The sequence below is a fragment of the Acinetobacter legionensis genome (assembly GCF_057165765.1).
The window spans coordinates 1072166-1098190 of sequence record NZ_CM169896.1 but is presented as its reverse complement, the minus strand read 5'-3'; the positions used below and the strand labels follow the sequence as shown (position 1 = coordinate 1098190).

General features: G+C 38.3%; 25 protein-coding genes and 1 pseudogene. 12 read left to right on the top strand and 14 right to left on the bottom strand.

The window, feature by feature from the left end; translation table 11 throughout:
* Positions 1-47: 47 nt before the first annotated feature.
* Together gatA and gatB are read left to right on the top strand one after the other, a co-directional pair.
* Entirely contained in the window at positions 48-1526 is a 1479-nt protein-coding gene (gatA, locus tag AC2G3J_RS05060; RefSeq protein WP_336951863.1) for an Asp-tRNA(Asn)/Glu-tRNA(Gln) amidotransferase subunit GatA, read from the top strand.
* Complete coding sequence (gatB, locus tag AC2G3J_RS05055) at positions 1526-3007, top strand: Asp-tRNA(Asn)/Glu-tRNA(Gln) amidotransferase subunit GatB (RefSeq protein WP_336951864.1); 1482 nt, start codon at positions 1526-1528, stop codon at positions 3005-3007. Before gatA ends, gatB begins: the two co-directional genes overlap by 1 nt.
* 136 nt (positions 3008-3143) lie before the next feature.
* Here gatB and AC2G3J_RS05050 read toward each other — a convergent pair whose 3' ends face one another.
* The 5 genes from AC2G3J_RS05050 to AC2G3J_RS05030 form a co-directional block, all read right to left on the bottom strand.
* Positions 3144-3329, bottom strand: a complete 186-nt coding sequence (locus tag AC2G3J_RS05050; protein ID WP_483770758.1) for a toxin-antitoxin system, toxin component, PIN family protein — start codon at positions 3327-3329, stop codon at positions 3144-3146.
* A 15-nt stretch (positions 3330-3344) separates the two neighbouring features.
* A complete protein-coding gene (locus tag AC2G3J_RS05045) occupies positions 3345-3509 on the bottom strand; it encodes a hypothetical protein (RefSeq protein ID WP_483770757.1) in 165 nt (54 codons plus the stop codon).
* A gap of 37 nt (positions 3510-3546) precedes the next feature.
* A complete protein-coding gene (locus tag AC2G3J_RS05040) occupies positions 3547-3762 on the bottom strand; it encodes a DUF6364 family protein (RefSeq protein ID WP_483770756.1) in 216 nt (71 codons plus the stop codon).
* A 204-nt stretch (positions 3763-3966) separates the two neighbouring features.
* Positions 3967-4461, bottom strand: coding sequence for a DinB family protein (locus tag AC2G3J_RS05035; RefSeq protein WP_483770755.1), 495 nt, complete (start codon positions 4459-4461; stop codon positions 3967-3969).
* A gap of 276 nt (positions 4462-4737) precedes the next feature.
* Positions 4738-5259, bottom strand: coding sequence for a hypothetical protein (locus AC2G3J_RS05030; RefSeq protein ID WP_336951868.1), 522 nt, complete (start codon positions 5257-5259; stop codon positions 4738-4740).
* Positions 5260-5631: 372 nt separating this feature from the next.
* Between AC2G3J_RS05030 and AC2G3J_RS05025 the strand changes: the two genes are divergently transcribed.
* Positions 5632-6624, top strand: coding sequence for a putative solute-binding protein (locus AC2G3J_RS05025; protein WP_483770754.1), 993 nt, complete (start codon positions 5632-5634; stop codon positions 6622-6624).
* Between the two features lie 54 nt (positions 6625-6678).
* Here AC2G3J_RS05025 and AC2G3J_RS05020 read toward each other — a convergent pair whose 3' ends face one another.
* The 3 genes from AC2G3J_RS05020 to AC2G3J_RS05010 form a co-directional block, all read right to left on the bottom strand.
* Positions 6679-7710: a hypothetical protein gene (locus tag AC2G3J_RS05020; protein ID WP_419359761.1), complete on the bottom strand. Its 1032-nt coding sequence runs from the start codon at positions 7708-7710 to the stop codon at positions 6679-6681.
* Positions 7711-7977: 267 nt separating this feature from the next.
* The gene (locus AC2G3J_RS05015) at positions 7978-10050 is read right to left on the bottom strand and encodes a M13 family metallopeptidase (protein WP_483770753.1); all 2073 of its coding nucleotides are present in this window, start codon (positions 10048-10050) and stop codon (positions 7978-7980) included.
* 247 nt (positions 10051-10297) lie between these two features.
* Positions 10298-11182: a LysR family transcriptional regulator gene (locus AC2G3J_RS05010; protein WP_336951872.1), complete on the bottom strand. Its 885-nt coding sequence runs from the start codon at positions 11180-11182 to the stop codon at positions 10298-10300.
* A 163-nt stretch (positions 11183-11345) separates the two neighbouring features.
* Between AC2G3J_RS05010 and AC2G3J_RS05005 the strand changes: the two genes are divergently transcribed.
* Positions 11346-11927, top strand: a complete 582-nt coding sequence (locus AC2G3J_RS05005; RefSeq protein ID WP_336951873.1) for a chromate transporter — start codon at positions 11346-11348, stop codon at positions 11925-11927.
* Between the two features lie 6 nt (positions 11928-11933).
* Positions 11934-12452 carry a chromate transporter gene (locus tag AC2G3J_RS05000; protein ID WP_004823357.1) on the top strand — a complete coding sequence of 173 codons (519 nt, stop codon included), beginning with the start codon at positions 11934-11936 and terminating at the stop codon, positions 12450-12452.
* Between the two features lie 160 nt (positions 12453-12612).
* Here the strand turns inward: AC2G3J_RS05000 and AC2G3J_RS04995 are convergent, their stop codons facing one another.
* Positions 12613-13086: a hypothetical protein gene (locus AC2G3J_RS04995; protein WP_483770752.1), complete on the bottom strand. Its 474-nt coding sequence runs from the start codon at positions 13084-13086 to the stop codon at positions 12613-12615.
* A gap of 149 nt (positions 13087-13235) precedes the next feature.
* Here AC2G3J_RS04995 and AC2G3J_RS04990 point away from each other — a divergent pair, with 149 nt between their 5' ends.
* The 3 genes from AC2G3J_RS04990 (at position 13236) to AC2G3J_RS04980 (ending at position 16675) form a co-directional block, all read left to right on the top strand.
* Positions 13236-13814, top strand: a complete 579-nt coding sequence (locus AC2G3J_RS04990) for a DJ-1/PfpI family protein (protein WP_419327128.1) — start codon at positions 13236-13238, stop codon at positions 13812-13814.
* Positions 13815-14010: 196 nt separating this feature from the next.
* Positions 14011-14199: a hypothetical protein gene (locus AC2G3J_RS04985; RefSeq protein ID WP_483770751.1), complete on the top strand. Its 189-nt coding sequence runs from the start codon at positions 14011-14013 to the stop codon at positions 14197-14199.
* A gap of 235 nt (positions 14200-14434) precedes the next feature.
* Complete coding sequence (locus tag AC2G3J_RS04980; RefSeq protein ID WP_483770750.1) at positions 14435-16675, top strand: TonB-dependent siderophore receptor; 2241 nt, start codon at positions 14435-14437, stop codon at positions 16673-16675.
* A 97-nt stretch (positions 16676-16772) separates the two neighbouring features.
* On the opposite strand, the gene zigA is transcribed toward AC2G3J_RS04980, so the two are convergent.
* Together zigA and AC2G3J_RS04970 are read right to left on the bottom strand one after the other, a co-directional pair.
* A complete protein-coding gene (gene zigA, locus AC2G3J_RS04975) occupies positions 16773-17999 on the bottom strand; it encodes a zinc metallochaperone GTPase ZigA (protein ID WP_483770749.1) in 1227 nt (408 codons plus the stop codon).
* 305 nt (positions 18000-18304) lie between these two features.
* On the bottom strand, positions 18305-19063 hold the full coding sequence (locus AC2G3J_RS04970) for a peptidase M15 (RefSeq protein WP_419327127.1): 759 nt from the start codon (positions 19061-19063) through the stop codon (positions 18305-18307).
* 110 nt (positions 19064-19173) lie between these two features.
* On the opposite strand from AC2G3J_RS04970, the gene folE2 reads away from it, so the two are divergent.
* From folE2 to AC2G3J_RS04955, 3 genes are read left to right on the top strand one after another with little or no spacing between them, the layout of a single operon-like run.
* Positions 19174-20076 (top strand): GTP cyclohydrolase FolE2, encoded by a 903-nt coding sequence (gene folE2 / locus AC2G3J_RS04965; protein ID WP_336951877.1) that lies wholly within the window; start codon positions 19174-19176, stop codon positions 20074-20076.
* A 50-nt stretch (positions 20077-20126) separates the two neighbouring features.
* Positions 20127-20687, top strand: coding sequence for a gamma carbonic anhydrase family protein (locus AC2G3J_RS04960; protein WP_336951878.1), 561 nt, complete (start codon positions 20127-20129; stop codon positions 20685-20687).
* Entirely contained in the window at positions 20677-22032 is a 1356-nt protein-coding gene (locus AC2G3J_RS04955; protein WP_483770748.1) for a dihydroorotase, read from the top strand. The genes AC2G3J_RS04960 and AC2G3J_RS04955 overlap by 11 nt, the downstream gene beginning before the upstream one ends.
* A gap of 74 nt (positions 22033-22106) precedes the next feature.
* On the opposite strand, the gene AC2G3J_RS04950 is transcribed toward AC2G3J_RS04955, so the two are convergent.
* Complete coding sequence (locus AC2G3J_RS04950) at positions 22107-22805, bottom strand: type 1 glutamine amidotransferase domain-containing protein (RefSeq protein ID WP_336951880.1); 699 nt, start codon at positions 22803-22805, stop codon at positions 22107-22109.
* A gap of 91 nt (positions 22806-22896) precedes the next feature.
* Here AC2G3J_RS04950 and AC2G3J_RS04945 point away from each other — a divergent pair.
* Positions 22897-23310: pseudogene (locus tag AC2G3J_RS04945) on the top strand (MerR family transcriptional regulator).
* 251 nt (positions 23311-23561) lie between these two features.
* Here the strand turns inward: AC2G3J_RS04945 and AC2G3J_RS04940 are convergent.
* Positions 23562-24800 (bottom strand): NADH:flavin oxidoreductase/NADH oxidase family protein, encoded by a 1239-nt coding sequence (locus tag AC2G3J_RS04940; protein WP_419327125.1) that lies wholly within the window; start codon positions 24798-24800, stop codon positions 23562-23564.
* A gap of 209 nt (positions 24801-25009) precedes the next feature.
* Positions 25010-25840, bottom strand: coding sequence for an alpha/beta fold hydrolase (locus AC2G3J_RS04935; protein WP_336951882.1), 831 nt, complete (start codon positions 25838-25840; stop codon positions 25010-25012).
* Positions 25841-26025: the final 185 nt, after the last annotated feature.

The following is a 26025-nucleotide window of genomic DNA, read 5'->3' as shown; positions in this document are numbered from 1 at the left end:
GATCAAATGAACTTATTTTAAAAAATTAATCGTAAAGAATTGTACTCATGACTGATTTACACCGTTTATCGATTCGTGAAATGACAGAAGGCTTAAAATCTGCCCAATTTTCATCTCGTGAATTGACTCAGCATTATTTGGATCGTATTGCGAAAATTGATGATCGTGTCAAATCGTATGTAACGGTCACTCCCGAACAAGCGTTGGCACAAGCTGATGCTGCTGACAACTTACTAAAATCTGGAACAGCTGGCGTATTGACTGGTGTTCCACTGGCGCATAAAGATATTTTTTGTACCCAAGGGATTAAAACCACTGCGGGTTCAAAAATGCTGGACAATTTCATTTCACCTTATGATGCAACTGTAGTGGCAAAAACCAAAGCAGCTGGCCTAGTGACTTTAGGTAAAGTGAACATGGATGAATTCGCAATGGGTTCAACCTCTGAAAGTTCATTCTACGGTGCGACTAAAAACCCATGGAATTTAGAACATGTTCCTGGAGGCTCTTCTGGTGGTTCGGCTGCTGTTGTCGCGGCTGATCTTGCACCGCTGGCAACAGGTACCGACACAGGTGGGTCAATTCGCCAGCCAGCTTCTTTCTGTGGCTTAACTGGTCTTAAACCGACTTATGGCCGTGTCTCTCGTTTCGGGATGATTGCGTTTGCATCATCACTGGATCAAGGTGGCCCAATGGCACGTTCTGCTGAAGACTGTGCTTTTTTGATGAACACCATTGCTGGACATGACCTCAAAGATTCAACCTCTATCAACAAAGAAGTGGATGACTATGTTGCAAACTTAAATGCAACAGCTGTGAAAGGTTTACGTATTGGTATTCCAAAACAATACTTCAATGTTCAAGGCCTCGATACAGAAGTTAAGACACGTGTTGAAGAATCGTTGAAAAAATTGCAAGACATGGGCGCAACGTTGGTTGAAATTGACCTCAACATGACTGAAGCCTATGTACCAACTTATTATTTGATCGCACCTGCGGAAGCATCTTCTAACTTGTCACGTTATGATGGTGTTCGCTATGGCTACCGTTGTGAAAACCCAACAGATATTTTAGATCTCTATAAACGCTCTCGTTCAGAAGCATTTGGTGCAGAAGTACAACGTCGTATCTTGATTGGTACTTATGCGCTTTCTGCTGGTTATTACGATGCTTATTATGTGAAAGCACAAAAAGTTCGTCGTTTAATCCAACAGGATTTCTTAAAAGCTTTTGAGAATGTCGATGTCATTGCAGCGCCATCTGCACCAACGACAGCATACAAAATCGGTGCGAACTTGAGTCCAACCGAAATGTATTTAGGCGATATCTATACACTTGCGGTGAACTTAGCGGGCTTACCAGCCATTAACGCACCTGTTGGTTTTGATACGAATAATCTCCCAGTAGGTTTACAGTTAATTGGTAACTATTGGTCAGAATCACAATTGCTTTCAATTGTGCATCAATATCAACAAAATACAGATTGGCATACTAAACGTGCGGCAATTGCTGAGGAGAATGCATAATGACCGAAGCTCAAAAGTTAGCACCGTCCGTGTCAAAGCTGATTGACGGTTGGGAAGTCGTTATTGGTATTGAGATTCACACACAGCTTGCAACTCAGTCTAAAATCTTTTCAGGTTCATCAACTGAATTTGGTCAAGATCCGAATACTCAAGCCAGCCTTGTTGACTTGGCAATGCCGGGTGTACTTCCTGTGCTAAACCAAGAAGTGGTTGATCTTGCGATTCGTTTTGGTTTGGGGATTGATGCCTATATCGATCAAGCCTCTGTATTTGCGCGTAAGAACTACTTTTACCCAGACTCGCCAAAAGGCTACCAGATCAGCCAGATGGACAATCCTATCGTCGGGCTAGGTCATATCGACATCCAGCTTGAAGATGGCACAGTGAAGCGTATAGGCGTGACCCGTGCGCATTTGGAAGAAGATGCAGGTAAATCAATTCACGATCAATTCGAAGGCATGTCTGGTATCGACTTAAACCGTGCTGGCACACCTTTACTTGAAATCGTGTCTGAACCTGATATGCGTTCAGTTGAAGAAGCTGTTGCTTATATCAAATCGATTCACACTTTGGTGCGTTGGTTAGGGATTTCTGACGGTAACATGGCTGAAGGTTCATTCCGTGCTGACTGTAACGTATCGTTACGTCGTCCTGGGCAACCATTTGGTACCCGTTGTGAGTTAAAAAACCTCAACTCATTCCGTTTTATCGAACAAGCCATCAATGTTGAAATTCAACGTCAAATGGACATCTTGGAAGATGGCGGTCGTATTGATCAAGAAACCCGTTTGTTCGATCCGAACAAAATGGAAACACGTTCAATGCGTTCTAAGGAAGAAGCCAACGATTACCGTTACTTCCCTGACCCTGACTTGCTTCCAGTGATCATTGCCAATGAGCAAATCGAAGCTGCTCGTGCTGCACTTCCTGAGTTACCTAAAGCGCGTCGTGCGCGTTTTATCGAAGACTTTGCTGTGACTGAATATGATGCACATGTACTGACTCTATCTCGTGAATTGGCTGACTTCTATGAAGCGGTTGTTACTGCTTCTGGCGGCGCGGCTCAAGGTAAAGTTGCTGCCAACTGGGTGATGGGTGAGTTCTCTGGTGCTTTAAATAAAGCCAGCCTTGAACTTCAAGACTCTCCTGTTTCAGCAGAACAACTGGGTGGGATGATCGCACGTATTGTTGACAATACCATTAGCGGTAAGATTGCTAAGCAAGTGTTTGGCTTTATGTGGGAAGAAGGCAAAACTGCAGATGACATCATTGCTGAAAAAGGCTTGAAACAGGAAACTGATACAGGTGCCATTGAAGCCATTATCAAAGAAGTGCTTGCTGCCAATGAGAAGATGGTTGAAGAGTATAAATCTGGTAAAGAGAAAGCATTCAACGGTCTAGTTGGTCAAGTAATGAAAGCCTCTCGTGGTAAAGCCAACCCTGCTCAAGTCAATGAATTGATGAAGAAATTGATTGGTTAAGCTGATTTAATTTTAAAAGAAAACCCGCTTTAGAGCGGGTTTTCTTTGTTTAAAGTATTTATATGTTTAGTTTTTAAAATTTGGGAGACATTTAAATCTATTATTTTCTCAAAATTTTGTATCTGGGAACATACCTTCAGCCTACAAAAGTACTCGGTAAAACAACACCTATTTCAGCAAATTTATAGTCTTGAATATTTCTCGTCACGATTTTGCTACAACCAAAACTCAACGCAGAAAAATATTGAATTGCATTTTCAAAATCAGAAAACTTAGACACCAGTGCTTGAGAAATCCCAACATGATCAACAGGGATAATCACCAAAATTTTTAAAAGTTATTGAATAAAAAGATGCGCTTTCTCATCACCGCCCAACTTACGCAAAATATAATAAATATTGGCAACACTGTTCGAAGAAATACACCCTGTAAAATACCCTTTCTCATACAACGCTACAACAGTTTGACTTGCCTCAACAAAAGGCTGACGGGCTAAAGCCACATCCAAATTACATCAGAATCAATAAATATCCGCTCGCTCATTTATGTTTTTCCATACGAGCTTCAGAAAGCAATGCTTTATAATCCTGCCCTTGATCTTGAACGGCAAACATCCCTGTCAAACGTCCAGTAATAGGCGCTTGAACATCACTCGAAATTTCAGTGTGTGCTGAAATACGATCTAAATAAGCTTCAACCAAACTCGAAACACTCTGCTCATGTTCCTGAGCATAAAGTTTCGCCCGTTCAATCACTTTTTTTATCTATAGATAAAGTCAATTTCGCTTGCATAAGATTTCACCTCATACGTATCATTTAATTAATTATACGTATTGGTTAATTTTTAACAATTAAATTTTAACCAAATGAGACAACGATTGATTTCGCATACCTAACTTATTTCTAATATCAGAAAGCAAAAATCACCTGTCATTTATAAATTATCCAATTATAAACTATCAAACCACTCTACGTTCAGGTTCATACTGATGAATAAAGACTGTATATGTATCGGCAGGATGAACCACCTGAGCATGATGTAAAGCATGTGCGATATTGCCTCTATGGTATGTTCCATGATTGATGATATGAAAGAAGATCTCTTCTATTGAAAGACTGCCCGTTTTTTTATCTATAAATTGAAAATGAATAATTTCAGCAAGTTGATTCGATGGAATATTTTGGACAAATTCAATAAACCATAAATGTGATTCAGCAATTCGATGCTTAAGTTCATCTAAGGAGGGTAAAAATTCTGTATTGGTTTGGGTGTGCAATGCTTTTTTGTTTTCTAGTCGAGATCTAAATAGCTCTTCGACAATGATCATATGATTGAATTGTTGCTTGGCAAAATTATAATCTTCTAAATATTGCACTTGATTGATCTGATCTACGGCTTTAAATAACCGCTGATCTGACCATTGTTTATATAAAAAGAGTTTTTCAAAATTCATTAAATTGACCTAAAGCTTTCTTTGAATCAAATCATCAAGATAGCATGCAATCACTGAAAAAAACCAATCTTTTAAATATCCTCAAATGCCACGTTTTTACACACAAAGACTCAATTTAGCTTTAATAAGCTTTCTTGATGCATTTATTCCACTCCCCAAACCCTTTCAATAATAAGAAGAGCTTCGTTGAAATTTCTATAATTATTTCAATTGAATCATCAAGACTCCCACTCCTTTAAACAGATAAGAAGTCTTGCTCTGTAAAGGTAAAGTGATTTATGGACGAATCACACCCAACTTATTCCAAATATCAGGGGTTAAAAAAGTCATCACCAATTTATTTAAGTCGATATAACGCAATACACCCTGTAACTGTTTTTTCACTTCAGGGTTTTTAATAATATCTTCACCTGTCGTACGACCTAGCTCTTGGAAACTGTCACCTACTGCTTGCACACCTTCAGCGGCAATCACTGCTTTGGTCTGTGCGGCACACTGCTCTACAATCACCCGTTGTAAAACCTGAGCAAACTTTTGATCGAGTTGTGTTCTTTGTGCATCACTAACATTACTCAATGCTTTTAGATCAGGGTGTGTAGATAACGCAGCAAAGGTCCACTGTAATACTGTAGTTTTATCTGTTGCTGTGGTTGCTTTTACCAAACAATCGCTAAGTTGATCAACGGTTGGTCCTGCGACAGCAAATTGTGCTGTTCCCATTAATGCCGTCGCCATAAATACAGAACGACCCATATGGGAAAATTTAGAATACATTGAGGAGAAAATTTGGCGTGACATAAATAAAGTCCAATTCGAAATTAAATCCTTTGTATCACAAGCGCTACCTATTCGCCTGTTATGACTCTGTAAACAACCACTAATGAAAATAATCTTGTTTGCTGTGCTAAACTCGATTCAATATTTAGGTTGTATTTAAAAATAGAAAGCATCTCAAATTTCAAAAATAAAATACTTTCTTAATCCATCATCTAACTTAAACTGATTAAAGATCTAAAAGACCAATATCTCAGATCTCAATCGATAATCTATATTCAAAAACCTACATTTGTTGGATTTTTTGACATAAAAAACAATCCTCATGGTCATTAGTTCATCAATAGCACATACGTTTTAATAAGATATGCCATAACTGTTTATAGGGAAATATATATGAAAATGATTCAAACTCTCACAATAACTACTTTATTCGCACTTTCAATACCTGCTTTTGCAAAGCAAGTTGTATGTGTTTTTGATCCGGTTGGTAAAGCAGGTGATGCATATGCCCTAGCTAAAGATTATGCACTTGAAGCAAAAAATTGGGGTGCTGATATAGATTTAAGAGCCGTTACTGACGAAAGGCTCGCCGCAGAAGACTTAAAAGTGGGTAAATGTGATGGTGCCATTATCAGTGGTTTACGTGGGCGCCAATTTAATAAATATATTGGCTCCTTAGATGCGATCGGTGCATTAACGGATATGAAAACAGCCATTTCAGCCTATAAATTATTGTCTTTACCTCGAGCAGCGGAGAAAATGGTCAATGGTCCTTATGAAATTGCAGGATTAGGTACAATTGGCCCAGCATATCTTTTTGTAAATGACAAAAATATCAATACTTTAGCAAAAGCTGCCGGTAAAAAAATTGGGGTGTTCCGTTATGACGAAGCGCAACCAAAATTGGTTCAACAAGTGGGCGCACAAGCTGTTTCTGTTGATGTCACCAGTGCAGGCGCTAAATTTAACAATCATGAAATTGATATTCTTCCTGCACCTGTTGTTGCATTTAAACCTTTTGAGCTCTATAAGGGCCTAGGAGAAAAAGGCGGAATTGTAAAATTTCCACTGACTCAAATTTCGGCCAATTTTATTATTCGCAAAGACAAATTCCCTCAAGGCTTTGGACAAAAATCTCGAACTTGGGTCGCGAGTCAATTGGGCAGAACATTTAACATCGTAGCAAAATATGAAAAAGAAATTCCCGCAAAATATTGGATGAATATCCCAGCCAATGAACAACTAAACTATATCAAAATGATGCGTGAATCTCGTATTGCACTGACTAAATCAGGTATTTATGATCCACAAATGATGAATTTCCTCAAAAAAGTTCGTTGTAAAGAGAATCCGAGTAGTTTTGAATGCTCATTAAATGATGAATAAAGCTTTTTGTTTATTCGGGTATTTCACTCCATTGAGATGAAATACCCCATTCCATTACTTAATCTGCTTTAACATATGTTTGGCAACAGCATGATTTTGATTAGCCGCCAGATTCTGTAAAATACGTTTGGCTCGATCTTGCGGATTAGAAAAACGCTGACTGTAACCCGGCACATTGGTTAAACATCTTGCCACCATTACACCTGATTCGGCATAGACATTGATTCCACTTGCCCCATGCAAGCGTCCATAATTATAGGCGCGTTCTGCATTGTTACAGGCATTGATCTGATTTTGCCCCCGCCCTAAATCCTTACGCGCTGATGTATATAATTGCATCTGTTGTGATTGCGGTGTAGTCACGATTTTTTCAGGCTGAAGTCTTTCTTTTACTTCATCTGCAATTGTGGCGACTGGCTTTTTTTCTTCCACGACTTTAACAGGGACAGTTTTTGCTACGTTGTTGATAGCAATATTTTTTGAATTGTTCGTTTTTATATCAGTGCTTTTTGCATCACTGCTTTTTGAATGACTATTTTTAGATTTCTTTTCTTGGGTAACTGTCGCCATATTACTTTTGTTGTTATAGAATTTGTTAAGCTCATCCAAAGATAAAACTTTGGTTTGCAAATTTACAACTCGAGTTCCAGTTTGATCAAGTTTACGCTCAGATAAAGGTTCGATAGATACATACCATTGCTGACCATTACTTTCAGTACATTGGTATGCACCGATCCCCTGTTTAACACTGCTATAAGTATTTAATAATTTTTTTGCCCAAATATCCTTAACCGAACTCATTGTGCTTTTTTGCACTTGAGAAAAATGACCACCTTTGGCACTACAATAACGGTTTAAGTAACTTTTGGGTGTTAAAGACTGCACCTGCTGATCACTTTGCTTTGATCCCCAATCATAAACATATTCTTTAGATGCGCTATTGTTTTCATTAATATTGTACTTCTCAATGAGTTCTTGAGCAGAAGCATATTGTTTAAAAGCGTCTGATGTTGATGTATTCATGGTTGTACAACCCTGCAATACAAAACCTACCCCACTCAACAATAAGAATATTTTTAAATTCACCTGACATTTCTCAATTATATTTATGCATAAAAATATCTTAAAATACTCAAAACAACAAACTTATTACATTGAATTTATTAACTATTTATCGAAATAAAGTGATAAAAAAGTCACAAAAAAAATGATTAGAGATAATCAATTAAGTTAAAACTTAAAAAGCTCTATCTAGACATCTATTCCATTGCGATTTATTTATACAACATGTGAAAAAAATGTTAAAAAGCTGCCAAGTGTTGATACAGCTTGGCAGGCTTTTAGGTCAGATTATTACCAAATGGTCACGCGTTTATTGGCAGGTAAATACATTTTATCGCCCTGCTGAATATAAAAAGCATCATAAAATGGCGCTTGATTTAGCAAGGTAGCATTGCCACGAACTTTATCAGGTGAATGCGGATCTCTTTTTAAGAATTCAACTTGCATTGCATCAGTAATTTTAGAACGCCATGCTTGTGCCCATCCAATATAAAAGCGTTGTTCACCTGTTAAATTATCCAATACTGGCGCAGCCTTGCCATTTAAAGACAGTTGATAAGCTTTGTAAGCAATTGCCAATCCAGAGTTATCTGCAATATTTTCGCCTAAAGTTAACTCACCATTGACATGATAGCCTTTGATTGGCTCATAAGCGTTGTATTGAGCAACCAATGTATTGGTTTTTTCTTTAAATTTTCGATGGTCTTCTGCCGTCCACCAATTTTTCATATTGCCCAATTCGTCAAATTGACTGCCTTGATCATCAAAACCATGACTGATTTCATGTCCGATAATTGCACCAATCGCCCCATAGTTCACTGCATCATCGGCATCCATATCAAAGAATGGGGGTTGTAAAATCGCTGCTGGAAAGACAATTTCATTTAAAGAGGCATTGTAATACGCATTGATGGTTTGCGGTGTCATGCCCCATTCATCACGATCAACAGGCTTGCCCAATTTATTTAAGGCATATTGATGTTCAAATTCACGTGAACGGATCACATTTCCAATCAAGTCATTATTTTTGATTTCTAAAGCTGAATAATCACGCCATTTGTTTGGATAACCAATTTTCACCGCAAAACTTGCTAACTTTTTCTGCGCTTGAACTTTCGTTGTTGGACTCATCCAATCCAGTTTGTCTATGCTTTGAGAGTATGCTTTCATTAAGTTTTGCACCAAGACTTCCATGCGTTGTTTTTTCTCAGCAGAAAAATACTTTTTCACATAAATCTGGCCCAGACTTTCACCTAAAGTTCCTTCAACCAATTGCACACCACGCTTCCAACGTGGTTTCTGTTCCTTGATTTCTCTGAGCTGTTTGCTATAAAAATCAAAGCTATTGTCTACGAAAGCTTGACTAAGCAGTGATGAAAAATCACTGACTAAATGAAATTTAAAATAAGCTTTCCAAACCTCTAATGAGGTATTGTCAACAATTGGGCCTAAACCTTTGAAGTAACTCGGTTGAATGACTTGTATGGTTTTAATCTTATCGGACAATTCTTGTTTTTCTAGATAAGTTTGCCAATCAATTTTTGGACTAAGTTTGGCTAAGTCTTGCGTTTTATAAATATTATAGAGTTTTGTTACATCACGGTTTTGGACATTACTCCATTGTATCTTGGCGATTTGAGTTTCTAATTTTAAAATCCCTTGCGCATGCTGGGCGGCTTGCTTGTCTCCAGCTAGGCTTAAAGTTTTTTCAATATATTTTAAATATTGCGAACGGATTTTCTTAAATTTGGCATCATTTTTTAAATAATAATCACGATCAGGTAACCCTAAACCACTCTGTCCAAGCATTGCCACCATTTCAGTTGAATTTTTCATATCTTGGTCAATGCCCACATCAAAAGGGCTGGTTACACCAATACGTGAAAAATGTGCGGCCAATTGCGCAATATCTTTTTTGCTTTTCAATGCATCAACATTGGTAATTTCCGCTTGAATCGGCTGGATCCCCAATGCTTCAATACTTTTTTCATCCATAAAATTAGCATATAGACTTGCCACTTTTTGCTCAGAACTTCCTTCCACCAATTGCTGTTTTGAAAGCTCATCGACAATGTCATGCAATTGTTTTAATGATTCTTCATGCAAAATATCAAAAGTTCCCCACCGTGATTTATCTGCAGGAATTTCAGTATTTTTCAACCATCCTCCATTTACATGTTGATAAAAGTCATCATTTCCTTTTATATTTTGATCAAAATATTGATGATCAATCCCCGATTTTTTTTGATCTTTCACAATAGCTGAAGTGGTTTGAGTGATTTGCCCTGTTGTTTCAGCCCATACTGGTGCAGATGACAACATGATTGCAGATGCTAAAACACTTTTTACAAATCCAAATTTCAAAGCGATATCCTCAATTTTATTTCTAAGGTTTGAATTTAAAACAATAATAGTAATCTTGAGCTCAGACTTTATGTGTAGCAAAAATGCAATGATTCACTGATTTTGTTTTCAAGATAGAATTTCACAGCATAGATTATTCCAAAAAACTCAATTTAAGCCTAAATCTTTAATCACTGTGAACAGCATCAACATTCAAAATATATAAATCCACTTATTTAGCTGGAGCTTTAGTAAGTCAACCTATAAATTAAGCGAGCAAATTTAAAATATGTTTTAAACGGATATTTTCAGCAGCCTGCTTATAGACTGCATAAATTGGTGCAATACACGGCGTATCCGCTTTAAGCGCTTTGTAAATAATTTGCTTGTTCCAAAAATCTCGAATGGCCTCTGGAACAATCGACAAACCAATTCCAGCTGCAATCAGATTTAAACTCGACGTTAAACGTGGGGCTTCTTGAACAATCTTTGGACTAAATCCAGCCTGATAACAGCTGGCCAAAATATTATCAAACAAGTCTTGTCCTGCTAAACGGCGATACAGCACAAAATCATAAGGCTCTAAATCAAGTAACTGGATGGCATCTGGATGTTCAGCTAAGGGGTGATTATTGGGCAATGCCACAATTAAGGGCTCATCAAGTACATGCAAACTGGTGAGTCCCAAACCAATCGGTGCAGGCTTACGCAAAAAAACGATGTCATTCTTTTCATTGATGATCGAATCAATCAGGGAGCTACTGCCATCTTCTTCCAAATGAATAGACACCGCTGAAAATACTTCACGAAAATTACGCAGTAAAGCAGGTAAAAAGGAATGTAAGCCAACTGAGTTGGTAAAACCAATATTGATTTGCCCTTCCAAACCTTTAGAAATATTTTGCACGCGTTTGGGGATAGCCTGAGCGTGTGCAAGTATGGTAAGTGCTTCTTGGTATAAGGCCTTACCCGCTTCAGTTGCCTCTACGCCACGCGGTAAACGCTTCAATAAATCCGTATCTAATTCATCTTCTAAGTTTTTGATAATTCGTGTTAAAGGCGGTTGCTGCATATTCAAACGTACCGCTGCCCGAGAAATATTACTTTCCTCAACCACAGCGATAAACGCATTAAGCTTATGAATATCAATCATCTTTTCGCCTCAATATCGATCTTTTCATTTTTTCGTGCTAATCCACGTTCAAAGCATACTTTTTAGGTATGGATAATAGCAAAAATAGCATTTTTCTTTATGACTCAACAAGCAGATAATCACATTCAAGCCAAGTACATCACAGCAAATTGAAGAGGTCTAAATGAATACTGAAGCAATCCCAATGGAACAATCCATGACCATACCCAATTGCAAAGCATTATTTTTAGGTTTTATGAAACTTGGCCTCATGGGATTTGGTGGGGTACTTCCTCTCGCACATCGTTTAATTGTAGAAGATCAGAAATGGTTAACATCTGAAAAATTTACCGACTTGTTGGGTGTCTGCCAAATCTTACCTGGTGGAAATATTGTAAATATGGCAGTGGCGATTGGTTATGACTTTGCAGGAGTAAAAGGTGCGATGAGTGCGGTATTGGGTCTTATGCTGGCCCCGACCATTATTGTCATCTCTTTGTACCAGTTATATAGCAGCTTTCAAGATATTCAAATGGTACAGCACATGATTCAAGGTTTAGCTGCCGCTGCTGCGGGTCTACTGTTTGCTACAGGTTTTAAGATGTTAAAACCAATCATGAAAAGTAAGCTGACCTATTTCACCATTATCTTGACCATTATTTTTATGCTGTTGATTAAATTGCCCTTGGCACTGACGCTGTTGATTTTAGTCACCGTGAATATGGCAGTTTTAGCATTTAATCAAACTAAAGTGACTCAGGAGTAAAATAAGATGTATGTTCTCATCGCACTGACTTTAGTGTTTACTCAACTGTCTTTATTGGCCTTTGGTGGCGGGAATGCCATCTTACCTGAAATGCAACATCAGGTGGTTGTGATTCACCAATGGATGACTGCTGAGCAATTCAGCTCTATGTTTGCAATGGCGCAAGCTGCACCCGGTCCCAACATGATGATTGTTCCTTTAGTGGGATGGCATGTCGCTGGGCCAATGGGACTGATCGTGACGTCTTTTGCGAAGTTTGGTCCGTCTTCAATCATCACCATTTATGCACTTAAATTTTGGAATAATTTTAAAAGTCATCCACTGCGGGCGAAATTTGAAAAGGCGTTAAAACCGATTACAGTCGGTTTGGTTTTAGTCAGTGCTTGGATTATTGCCCAAGCCTCTGCTCAAAATATTTTACTGATTGCAATCGTCGCCATCACCATTTGCCTAAGTCTGTTTAAGAACGTTCACCCAGTTTGGTTAATGGTGATTGGTGCTGGTACAGGTGCTTTAATTCTATAGATATTGATTAAGACCGCCTATACAGGTTCATTCATAAAAATTCAGACAAGACATCTTCCTCCCTCTAAGCAGTGCATCACACAAAGCAAAGAGGGAGAAAATTTATAATATAATATGAGATTTAAATCGCGACTGCTCTATATAGCTTAATTTATCTATTTTACTGCTGGTTTTCTAAATCACGTTCACGACAAGAAAGCTCATAATATTCTGCCGTTGGTAATGCTTTCAGTTTAAAACCATAATAATTACTGGCATCTGACTCTACTTTGCTTAACGAACACTGATTAGTTTTGGCAAATTGAGTCAAGAGTTTCATATCACTCTTTTTAGCTAAAACAGCTCCCCAGCCCTCACTGACACAACAACCAGCATACTGTGTCATATATTCGTCTGATAGGAGTGCAACTGTTTGCCCCATAAATTGAAGCGGTTTTTTTAATTTATATACATCATTATAGTCATTTCTTGAAATATCCGGTTTTTTATTGATTATCCCCTGCTTTTGCATCTTTTTAAAGCTCGGAAACTGTGCAGATGCCTCGCCCATTCCTCTATACACTGTTTCTTCTACTGCAGCATGGTTGCTCATAGAAGCAGTCGCGATCACTAAACCCAATAGATACTTTTTCATATTTTTCTCATTCATCACTGAATACAATTTTTATTACAGTTAAGTCTGTTAAATTAAGACTAAAGCCGTATAAATTCAACTTAAAACTGCAACTAGAGCATGCTATTTTACATGAAATAAATCATAAAATTTAAACAAAAGGTGTAAAAATGTCTAAACAAATTCTAATGTTAGTGGGTGATTATGTAGAAGATTATGAAGCCATGGTTCCTTTTCAGTTCCTCACTGGATTAGGCTATAGTGTTCATGCAGTCTGCCCTGATAAAAAAGCTGGCGATACAATTGCAACAGCGATTCATGATTTTGAAGGTGAGCAAACCTATAGCGAAAAACGTGGTCACAACTTTGCAATTAACTATGACTTTAACCAAGTCAACAGCGACAACTACGTAGGATTAGTGATTCCGGGTGGCCGTGCACCTGAATATTTACGTATGAATGACCGAGTAATTGAAATTGTTCGTGAATTTGATGCGATTAAAAAACCAATTGCCGCTGTTTGCCATGGCGCACAACTGCTTGCCGCAGCCGATGTATTAAAAGGACGCTTATGTTCCGCTTATCCTGCATGTGCCTCAGAAGTTAAACTTGCAGGCGGGCAATATGCAGATATTGCAGTCACTGAAGCAGTCACAGATGGACACCTGGTAACAGCGCCAGCATGGCCAGCACATCCTGCTTGGTTAGCCCAATTTGTTAAAGCGCTTGGTGCAACGATTACTTTATAAAATTTAAAACTGTCTAAGCTAAGTTTTCCGCTGAGAGAAAACTTAGCCTTATACAACAGTGAAACTTTAAAAATGTTTAGGCTACATAAAGACCTATCAATGTTGCGTTTTTTAACGCTGTATCTCAGCAAAGCTCATTGAGCTATGCAATAATTATTTATAGAATTTTTTGTTCAAACAATAGGTTAGTATAAAAGTGGAAATCATTGAATTACTCCAACCCGTTACCTTAAATAAAGATGATTTAGAACCGATTATCATTGAAACAGGGACTTTATTAAAGGTACTGATGGTGAACGCATCCTCATATCTTGTTGGTGATGAATCAGGTGTTTCGTTTCTGGTTAATTTCTCAGAAGAAAACCAACAATGGAAAATGATATAAGCTTTCAATTCGGGATCAGGATAAAGCTCAGTCAATAATTAATCATCGTGATAAATAAAATACAAGACTACCCTTCTAGTACTTATCTTTCAAAATCAAAATCTTAAGTTTACTACACCTGCTAAATTCTGCATTTAGACTATTCATAAAAAAGTTTAAAAATTATGTTTTATTTGTATCTTTTTGTATATTAATTGATAATAATAATGATTCTTATTTACTAATTTCTATTCTTATGGACAATCTACGTAAACAAACGGCATTAAACATTGCAATAAAATCAATTCTTATTTGCAGTGCTATTTCCCATAGTGCCTTTGCACAAGAGCAAAAAAGTAATGAAGCGAATGCTTCGGTACTTCCCACCATTACAGTTAAAGCAGATGCTCAGGATGAAAAAACTGAGGGAAGCGGAAGTTTTAAAGCAAAATCCTCAAGAAGCTCATCAAAATTAAAATTATCTTTAAAAGAAACACCACAATCTGTAAGCGTGGTCACCCGTGAACAAATTGAACAACGCGGGCTGACCATTCTGGATGATGTTCTTGCCGCAACACCAGGCGTTACTGCCACTAAAAATGACAGTGAACGGTCTAACTACTATTCCCGTGGTTTTCAAATTACCAATAGGCAAATTGATGGTATGCCTGTAGGAGACAATGCTCCCCGCTTTGATAGTTTTTTCTTTGACCGAGTTGAAGTGATCAAAGGTGCTTCTGGCTTAACTGGTTCAACAGGCAGCCCTTCTGCAACCATCAATATGGTACGTAAGCGTCCTGAAAAAGAGTTTAAGGGCAATGTCAGCTCAACTTATGGCTCATGGGACAATACCCGTGTTGAAGCAGATGTATCCATTCCACTAACTCAAGATGGCAGTGTTCGAAGTCGATTCATGGCAGCGTATACCGATAAAGAATCCTATATGGATCGTTATAAGCTCAAGTCAACAGCCGCAATGGGGATCATCAGTGCAGATTTAACCCCAACAACAACAGCCTCAGTCGGGTTTCAATATCAAGACAACGACCCTAAAGGCTCAACGTGGGGAACAGTACCATATTTCAATGCTGATGGAAGCAAAGCAAATTTTTCGCGAAACTTTAGTTTATCTGCGGACTGGAGTTCAATTGCCAATACTGATAAAACCGTTTTTGCCGATCTTGAACATAATTTTGCCAATGACTGGCTGGTTAAAGCAGCGATTGCCCACAGTACCTCAGATAATAGTTGGATGGTGGCTTATGGTGGTAGTGGCTTTCCAGACCCAAAGACAGGGAAAGGCTTAAGTTTATGGACCAGTGTTAGCCCTTATGCTGAAAGTAAAAAGCTCAATATCGATTTGTATGCCACAGGACCATTTCAGTTGTTAAATCGCCAACATGATTTAATTATTGGCTATAGTGGTTTTAAAAGTGAAAGTACCTCATTGAGTGTAAAAAGCAATGTCGAGTATCCAGCAGCTATACCTGATTATCGTAATTGGACAGGTAATATTGCAAAACCAACCTATGAGAAAACCGGAGCTGGAAGTACCAATACCACAGAGCTTTACGGGGTATATTCGACTTTACGTTTAAATCTAGCTGACCCGCTTAAGTTAATTTTGGGCGCACGTTATAGCTCATATGACTATAAAGTTAACAAGTGGGATCCTAATGCCCCAGTTTCTCCTACAAAGCCACGTAACTTTGATCAATTGGTGCCTTATGCAGGGATTTTGTACGATATTAATGATACTTATACGGCCTACACCAGCTACACCAATGTATTTAATCCATCCACTAGACGAGATCGTTTCGGCGATTATCTAGACCCTGAAATGGGAAGCACCACTGAGCTAGGGATTAAAGCAGATCTATTGGATGGTAAGTTATTGACCAGTGCTGCTTTATTTTGGTCAAGTGTCAAAGACCTTGCGGTAGAAGATGTTGAATATCGTGAAGGTGTAAAAAATGGCACTATTCCAAAAGTAGATGAGATGGATACTGCATATATATCATCGGGCAAAGGACTGAAAGTTAATGGGTTTGAGTTAGAAGCCATAGGAAAGATACAGGAAAATTGGAATCTTAGTTTCGGCTATACCTATGTCAATAGTGTAAGTTCTGCAAACGCCAATGCTCTAAGCAATATTCCTCAAAACCAAGCAAAGTTATTTAGTAGTTATACCCTTCCAGCGAACCTCTGGACAGGTTCAGAAAAACTAACTTTCGGTGGTGGATTGAATTGGCAAAGTGAAATCTCACAAAAATGGGGGCGAGCTCCTGCAAATGCCTATAACGATGGTGTAGTCACACAAAAGGCCTATGTATTGGCCAATGCTTTTGCCAGTTATAAGTTAAGTGATGAACTGACTGCAAGTGTGAATATCAATAACTTATTTGATGAAAAATACTATTTAAATGTAGGTTTCTATAATGGTGTTTATTGGGGGGAACCACGTAATGTGACTTTCACCTTAAGAGCGAAATTTTAATAAAATATAAAGCCAAGCATGAGCGTATAATTAAAAACGCTCATGCTTGCAAGTATTCTCAGCAATGCTTTGGCTGAATTGAATGGATCATAATGAATTAATGGCTAATGATAGAATCAGTCCACCCACTAAAAGGATTTTCAAACTCTTGCCATTTTTCTGCGCCTAACGCCATTTCATCATCGTTTAATAAACAATCATCAAATTGACGAATAAGTTCAGATTGATCCATCTGCATCCCAATCAACACGATTTCTTGTCGTGCATCACCTGTTTGAGCATCCCAGCTTTGTTGAATTGCATCTCGACTTTGTTGATCCGTAGGCCAATGTTCGTCTGGCACTGCTGCCCACCAATATCCAGCAACACCATGGCGTGCCATCGCCCCTGCTTGAGACCAAGATCCAGCAAACTCGGGATTTGAGGCTAACCAAAAAAAGCCTTTGGAACGGATTACGCCTTTCCATTCGGAGTTGATAAAATCAAAAAACCGTTGTGGGTGAAAAGGTCTGCGCGCTCGATAAACAAAATTATTGATTCCATATTGCTCTGTTTCAGGCTTATGCTCACCTCTTAATTCCTTTAACCAACCCGGAGCTTGTGCCGCTTCGTTAAAATCAAATAGCTGGGTATTTAACACCCGATCAAGATTCACCTTGCCAAACGCAGAAACTTCAATTTTTGCTCTTGGGTTTAAAGACTGCAAAATGCCAAATAATTTTTCCAGCTCGTCTTGATCAATCAAATCTGTTTTATTCAATACAATCACGTCACAAAACTCAATTTGATCAATCAGTAGATCAACAACATTTCGCTCATCTTGTTCACCTAATGATTCACCGCGCGCTTGTAAGCTATCCAGCGAACTATAATCTTTTAAAAAGTTATAAGCATCGACCACAGTCACCATTGTATCTAAGCGGGCAAACTCATTGAGAGAAATCCCATTTTCATCTTCAAAGGTAAACGTCTCTGCAACAGGGAGTGGTTCAGAGATCCCTGTAGATTCAATCACCAATTGATCAAAGCGCTGATCCTGTGCTAAACGACGTACTTCAACCAGTAGGTCTTCTCTTAAAGTACAACAAATACAACCATTACTCATTTCAACTAACTTTTCATCCGTTCTTGAAAGCTCAGCACCGCCCTCTCGAACTAAAGCGGCATCAATATTGACCTCCGACATATCATTCACAATCACTGCAATTTTTCGGTCTTCACGATTGTTTAAGATATGATTGAGTAAGGTGGTCTTTCCAGCCCCTAAGAATCCAGAAAGCACGGTGACGGGAAGTTTTTGCGGAGTGGCTAAAAGAGTATTCATTGGCATTCTCACTTTATATTTTTGTGTTTTCATATCTAGATCGACATGAAAATACTGGCTGAATAACTCCAAACAGAGCGCTTTAGAGTTAAATTTTAGCTGTGCTTGCACATACATTTTCAACACTGCAATTTGATGATTCGGTTTTAATCATTCGGTGATGATTACAGCGTTTTTCCAGATCCTATAAATCTAAGCTGAGGATTGAAAAACATCAGGATTAAGATTATTTAATAGCGGATAAACATGTGTCGCTTGAATTTCTCGTATTAAAAGTTGTCTGATGTCACGGATGAAATTTGACTTCATGGCGATTCACTCACTTTTTTATTGTTGCCAATTAAAGCGTTATTGATACATGGTGATGAGCTATAGCGATGGTCTGCACCCCAAGTACGAAAACCTGCACTATCAATATGAATCTGTCCTGATGCATAGACGCCTAAGCCCATGTGAAGTTCCTCACCAGAATCCAGCCAAAATTGACATAATTTTGCTTTGCGCTCTTGAATCATCAGCTGTTGGTTTAAGTCCGGATTTTCATCACCGATACGAAAATCTAATGCGGCATTAAAAATATGTTTGGAGGAAGCAGCGCCTTTTGCACACTGATTAAGCTTGAAATTTCGATAGACAGAAGTCACGCTAAACTGGGTTAAAATTTTTTCATCCACAAGAAGATTTAAAATTTTTAATGTTGGCACAATATTGCCCCACAGCTCTTGTGGCGGAACTTCAAATTCAGATGCATCACATTGTTGCCAATCTCTGGCTGTTTGTAAAAATTCAAAAATAGGAACATAAGCAGAAATACCTTGTTGCTTTAAAAAGCGCTGATAAGCCTGAACGCTTTCAGCATTTGTCGGCTCACTGAGCCATTTTAAATAAGCAGGCGGCAGATTTTTCTCTTGTTTTAAAATACCTTGCTGCTGAGGAAAGTCTGCTTTTAATGGCACTTGTGGTGACGTTTGCTGAACTGTACGCATAGCATGCATTGTATTTGAGTTATTTTGACTACATGCAGAAAGGCAGAGTATGAATCCGATCAAATATTTTTTGTTCATCTCAATTTGCAATGATCTCATAGCGTAAATTTAACTCAGATGAGTAGTGTTGATTAATATTGTTATGTTATAACATAACAATATCTATTTCAACTTAAGCTATTCCCCCTATGAATCTTGTTCTTCCAGATGTTTCTGCTGAATCCTCACTCACAAGAAGCTATCACTACCCGCTCGATTGGGTCGGTATGGAAAAAATCGCGCTTCCGCTTTATCTAGAAAATAGTCTTTGTCAAAGCCAAGTGAATGCTTATGTCAGTTTGGATGATGTGTTTGCCAAAGGTATTCATATGTCGCGCTTGTATACGCGACTTTTGAAATTGAGCACGATCAAAAATCTAGCTCTACTTGATATTAAAGATGCTTTATTGGATTTCTTAGCCAGCCATAAAGATTTATCAGCACATGCCAAAATCGAAATTCATAGTGAGCTTTATATCGAGCGCCCTGCCTTAGTCAGCCAATTGTCTGGCTGGAAAAGCTATCCTTTTGTGTTGTCCTGTCAGCTTTTAAAAGATGATTTTTATGCTGAATTAAAAATCGAAATTCCCTATTCATCTACTTGTCCTTGTTCCGCAGCACTTGCCAGAAATATCATCCAACAAAGATTTGCAACCGCATTGGAAAATCATGAAATTCAGTTAGACCCGCAAGAAATCCTCAGTTGGCTAAATAGCACAGATGCAATTGCAGCAACGCCTCACAGCCAAAGAAGTTTTGCTCAGTTAAATTTCAAATTAGATCAAAACATTCAGTATATTCCACTGATTTTATTTATTAATCAGGCTGAGCAAGCCTTGATGACACCCGTACAAACGGCGGTAAAACGTATTGATGAACAAGCCTTTGCTATTGCAAATGGTCAAAACCTGATGTTTTGTGAAGATGCCTTAAGACGCTTGTATACCACATTTATCCATCATCCCAGTATTCTAGGCTTTAACTTTAAGGTGATTCATGCGGAAAGTTTACATGCCCATGATGCAGTTGCTCAGGGTGCCTGGCAATGGTAATGCCTTATCTTCCCTCCCTCATTGTTTAACTTATTTAAAATGGTCTAGTCATGCTTAGAAAAAACCCATCTGGTGATCTCCCTGTTATAAATCAATCAGCCTATGTTGACCAAACCGCAATTATTTGTGGAAAAGTCATTATCCATGCCAATGTCTTTATTGGTCCTTATGCAGTGATCAGAGCAGATGAAACCAATGACGCAGGTGATATGGAACCCATCATTATTGGTGCAAATTCCAATATTCAAGATGGTGTCGTGATTCACTCCAAAGCCGGGGCAGCAGTGAGCATTGGTGAAAATTCTTCAATCGCACATCGCTCTATTATTCATGGTCCCTGTGAAATTGGACATCATGTTTTTGTTGGCTTTAACAGTGTGTTATTTAACTGTAAAGTGGGTCATCACAGCGCGATTCGTCACAATGCCGTGGTTGATGGTCGTGATTTACCCGATCATTTTTATGTACCTGCAATGAGTTATATCAACCCTAAAACTGATTTAAAGCAATTTCCACCCATTGATATTTCAATCAGTGAGTTTTCAGAAAGCGTTGTCAGCACCAATATCAAACTGGTTCAAGGCTATAAGGCATTGCACAATGAGTTTTAAAAATTCGCCCAATCTTATTATTCGTAATGCCAATATTGTCAATGAAGGCAAGCAGTATTATTCCGATGTACTGATTCGACATGGACGGATTGAAAAGATTCATCCTAATATTACAGGGGCTTATCCTGCGAAAAATATAGAGGCTGAAGGTTCGTGGCTAATTCCCGGCATGATTGATGACCAAGTTCATTTTAGAGATCCCGGCGCAGCGCATAAAGGCAATATTGCTTCGGAATCAATGGCAGCAACGATTGGTGGAATTACTAGCTACATGGATATGCCAAACACCAATCCAGCCACCTTAACTCTAGAAGCTTTGACCCAGAAAAAGCAGATTGCAAAACAACATAGTCGGGCCAATTATGCTTTCCATTTTGGAGTCAGTGCGCATAATTTAGATATTATTGAACAACTTGATCCTAAATCAATCAGTGGTGTTAAAGTTTTTATGGGTGCTTCTACGGGTGATATGCTCGTCGATGACCCTAAAGTTTTGGAACGTTTATTTGCAAATGTTCCAACAGTTTTATTGACCCATTGCGAGTTTACCCCTGCCATTAAAGCCGAAGAAAATTTCTATTTTCAAAAATATGGGGAAAATATTCCAGCTGAAATTCATGCTCAGATTAGAAATAAACATGTTTGCTTTGAAAGCTCAAAATTAGCGGTATCTTTGGCCGAGAAATATGCCACACAGTTGCATGTTTTACATATCACCACCGCGAAAGAACTGTGTTTGTTTAAAAATCTGCCTTTAAATCGAAAACATATCACAGCAGAAGTGTGTATCCATCATCTCAGTTTTGATGATGCCGATTATGCTACTTTGGGTCACTTAATTAAATGTAATCCCGCCATTAAAACCCAGGAAGATAAAGATGCTTTGATTAATGCCCTTGCCAACAGTAATCGGTTGGATATTATTGGTACTGACCACGCACCACATACTTGGGATGAAAAACATCAATCATATTTTTATGCCCCTTCTGGCCTACCTTTAGTACAATATGCGTTGCCTGCACTCATGGAGCTAGTTGCAACAGGTAACCTGAGTATTGAAACACTGGTTCAAAAAACTGCTCATCAAGTGGCAGACTTATTTAGGATCAAAGACCGTGGTTATATTCGAGAAGGTTACTGGGCTGATTTAGTGATTCTTAAAGAAAATCAACAGCACATTGCAGTGAAAGATCAAAAAAACTATATGAAATGCAATTGGACACCATTTATACATAAAACACTTGCTTATGAAGTCAGCACTACAATTGTTTCTGGACAACTTGCTTGGCATCAACAACAACTGTTTTTGAATTGTCAGGGACAGCAACTAGAAATTGACCGTTAAATTAGCAAATAAAAATTACTGACGTGGTTTTTATCTAAGTTAAGGATGCCCAATTGTCTGGACTTATTAAGTGTTTAAGTTGCTTGATTTTCTAAAGCATCGATGATGGCTAAAGCCGTACGACGTGCAGAAAATGGATTTTGTCCTGTGATTAAGTTTTTATCTCTTACCACATAAGGTGCGAAGGGAATAACTCTCTTATCATAATTTGCACCATGTTCTTTGGCCAAATTTTCTGCATTATAAGGAACAATTTTTGCAACTCCTGCAACGACTTCCTCAAGCCATGCAAAACCCGTCAACTTCTTACCATCAATCAGATATTGACCATTTGAAAGTCGTACATTGAGCAGCCCACAATAGCCATGGCATACACTGGAAACAATAGCGCCTTTTTCATAAATGTTTTTAGTGATTTCTTGTAGCTCAGGATTGTCTAAGAAGTCCCACATCACCCCATGACCACCAGTATAGTAAATCACATCATAATCTTGCCAATTGATCTCTGAAGGCTTTTTGGTATTCTCAAGAAGCCGCATAAATCCTGGATCATTTTTCCGTTTTAATACCGATTCATCGGTAACAAAACGTTCTAACGATTTTGGCTCAATAGGAGAGTTTCCACCTAAAGGACTAACAATATCTTGAATATAATTGTACTTTTCGAACTCATCATAAGCATGGGTTAATTCACCTAACCATAATCCTGTAGGTCGCTTTATCTGATTATATTCAGCGATGTTCGTCACAATGTGTAATATACGTTTCGACATGATTAGCCTCAGCTTTTAAGTTATTTCTGATCTTTCTTTTAGCTTACTATAAGCCTAAAGTTAACTTTAATGTCAAGTGGAAATCAGTAAAATGAATCTTAGCGAGTTATCCAAACAGAGTGATTTGAGTACCCCAACGGTTCGTTATTATGAACAAATCAAAATATTTCCTAAAGCAAAACGTAAATCTAATGCTTAATATAAATATAGCGACAATGACCTAAAACAATTATTTCTAATTTAGCAAACTCAACAAGTTGAATTTTCATTGACTAAAATCAAAGCTTACCTGCCTTCAAATGTAGGCAAATGGAATCAGGATATTCTAATTGGATTACTCGAAAGTAAAATCAAAGACATTGAAGATCTAGAACAAAAGTTGTTGATCAGTAAGCAAAACCTAGGCAGCATGATCACTGCAATCAATAGTAAGCCTGACGAAATCGCCTGTGAAGAAAACGCCAACCGTTTACTGAATCTCTATTATGCCAATGATAAATGTTAAAAATTTCCATGTTATCGGAAAATCATAAAAGCGATTGAGCTTAAATCTCACTTTAAGCTCAGGATTGTGCATAGGTCATTGATATGTGATCTATGATTTTCAAATATTGAAGTCTGCAAAACTGTTTGATCAGTATTCTCATCATTACTTTTAATGAGTGATCATACCTAAACATCTGGTAAATCCTCTTCGAGCCACAGCTGTAGTACAGTCTGTCAGATCAAATCCAATATCTAAACAAAGCACTGTACTTAAGCTGAAGGTGAATACTGATGCATACGTTTTTTATACTGACGTGTGCGGCATGTCGTTTCTGTTTGTTGTAATATCAAGGCCCATAAAGGTGAAACTTTAGGATTCGGTGTTTTCCCATGGCTGAGTTTCCGTAACTGGAATTTAACTGTTGCCATATTGGCAAGTGAAGCTAATGTTTTATTTTCCCAGCGAATCGGTTTCAATTCAGGTGCGATATTCTGACCTTGTCTCCATTTGTTGGGTAAGTTAGGTTCGATTGCCAAGCCTGTTGCAATTCCTACCATATCGATCCCACTGTCAAGGACTTGTTCTGCAACGGGTTTACGGCGAATACCACCAGTCACCATAATCGGCATATGGGCAACCTTGCCAATCTCTTGAGCAAATTCTAAGAAATAAGCTTCACGTGCCAAAGTCCGTCCATCTCTGGCTTGGCCTTGCATAGCAGGTGCTTCATAACTCCCCCCTGACAATTCAACCAAATCAACCGACAGATCATTTAACATTTTAACTACTTGCTGAGCATCTTCAGCACTAAAACCACCACGTTGGAAATCTGCAGAATTCAGTTTAACAGCAACTGTAAATGTTGATGACACCACCGCACGTACTGCTTTGACGATCTCAATCAAAATACGCGCACGATTTTCCAATGAACCGCCCCATTGATCTTGACGTTGGTTGCTTAAAGGCGAAAGGAACTGACTGAGTAGATAGCCATGAGCTGCATGAATTTCTACACCGGTAAATCCCGCTTTTTCACCCAAATATGCGGTATGGGCAAAACGTTGAATCACTTCGTCAATCATGGCCTGAGTCATTTCAATTGGAGTATTAAAACGATCTGACATTTTACCTAAATCTAAAGCCACAGCAGAAGGTGCCCACGTTGACTGACCTAAATTTGACTGCATTTGGCGACCTGGATGGTTGATCTGCAACCATGCTTGCGCGCCTTGAGAACGTGCGATTTGAGCCCAACGTTTGAAGTGCGCTAAATGCTGTTCATCTTCCAAGACCACCCCACCCGGTCCTGTCATCGCACGACGATCCACCATCACATTACCGGTAATGATTAAACCGACCCCACCATCTGCCCATGCCTGATACAAACGCATAAGCTCTTCTGATGGTGCATGATTGAGATCTGCCATATTCTCTTCCATCGCAGCTTTTGCAATACGATTTGGAATCTGAGTACCATTAGGTAAAACTAATTTTTCAAAGACGTTCATTTTTATAGCCTCATAGAGTATGGACTTACTTTAAGATTAAAGCTCACTTTAATGTCAATCCTTTTTTTGCATTTAATTTTTATTATTTTAAGAACTAATTTTATTTAAAGACTTACATCAGAATAAAATGGTTCAATGCTTTAATAGCAAAAAAATAGAGGCCGCAAGGCCCCTATTAATATTCTGTTTTTAAATCAAACGACAACTGTTCACTCGCGAATAAACGCCAACAAATCTGGATTAATCACATCTGCATTAATGGTTAACATACCATGTGAATATCCTTTATAGGTTTTTAACCGGCCATTTTGAACCAGTTTGGCAGAAAGTACCCCTGAGTTTTCATAAGGTACAATTTGATCATCATCTCCATGCATGACTAAAACAGGCACTGAGATTTTTTTCAAATCTTCGGTAAAGTCAGTCTGTGAAAATGCAACAATTCCATCATAATGCGCTTTTGCTCCACCCATCATGCCCTGACGCCACCAATTCAATACGATGGGTTCCGAAGGTTGAGCATCTGGTCGGTTAAAGCCATAGAATGGCCCCGCTGGTAGATCATGATAAAACTGAGCACGATTTTTAAAGAGCTGATTCTGTAAGTCATCAAAGACTTCTTTGGCTAAGCCTTGCGGATTTTTTTCCGTTTTCACCATAATTGGAGGTACAGCACTGACCAATACGGCCTTTGATACATTTTCCTCACCATGACGTGCGATGTAGTGAGCAACCTCACCACCACCAGTAGAATGTCCAATATGCACTGCATTTTTAATACCCAAGTGTCTGACCACTTCTGCAACATCATCGGCATAGTGGTCCATATCATGACCATCCCATACTTGACTTGAACGTCCATGTCCGCGACGATCATGTGCAACTACACGAAAACCTTCATTTAAAAAAAACAATAACTGAGAATCCCAGTCGTCTGAGCTTAATGGCCATCCATGATGAAAAAATAATACTGGGGCATCTTTCGGTCCCCAATCTTTATAAAAAATATCAACACCATCTTTTGTCGTAACATATGCCATGTTAATTTCTCCTGTGTATGATTTACACTTTGAATAACTTATTGCTGTTCTCATTAATGTCAATAAATTACAATGTTTGATACGATTCGTATGGACCGTCATTCTATACTAGGATTAAAGTTAACTTTAAGGTCAATGCTTTTGGTGATTTTCTGATAGCAGAAATGTAAATCTATAAAAAATAA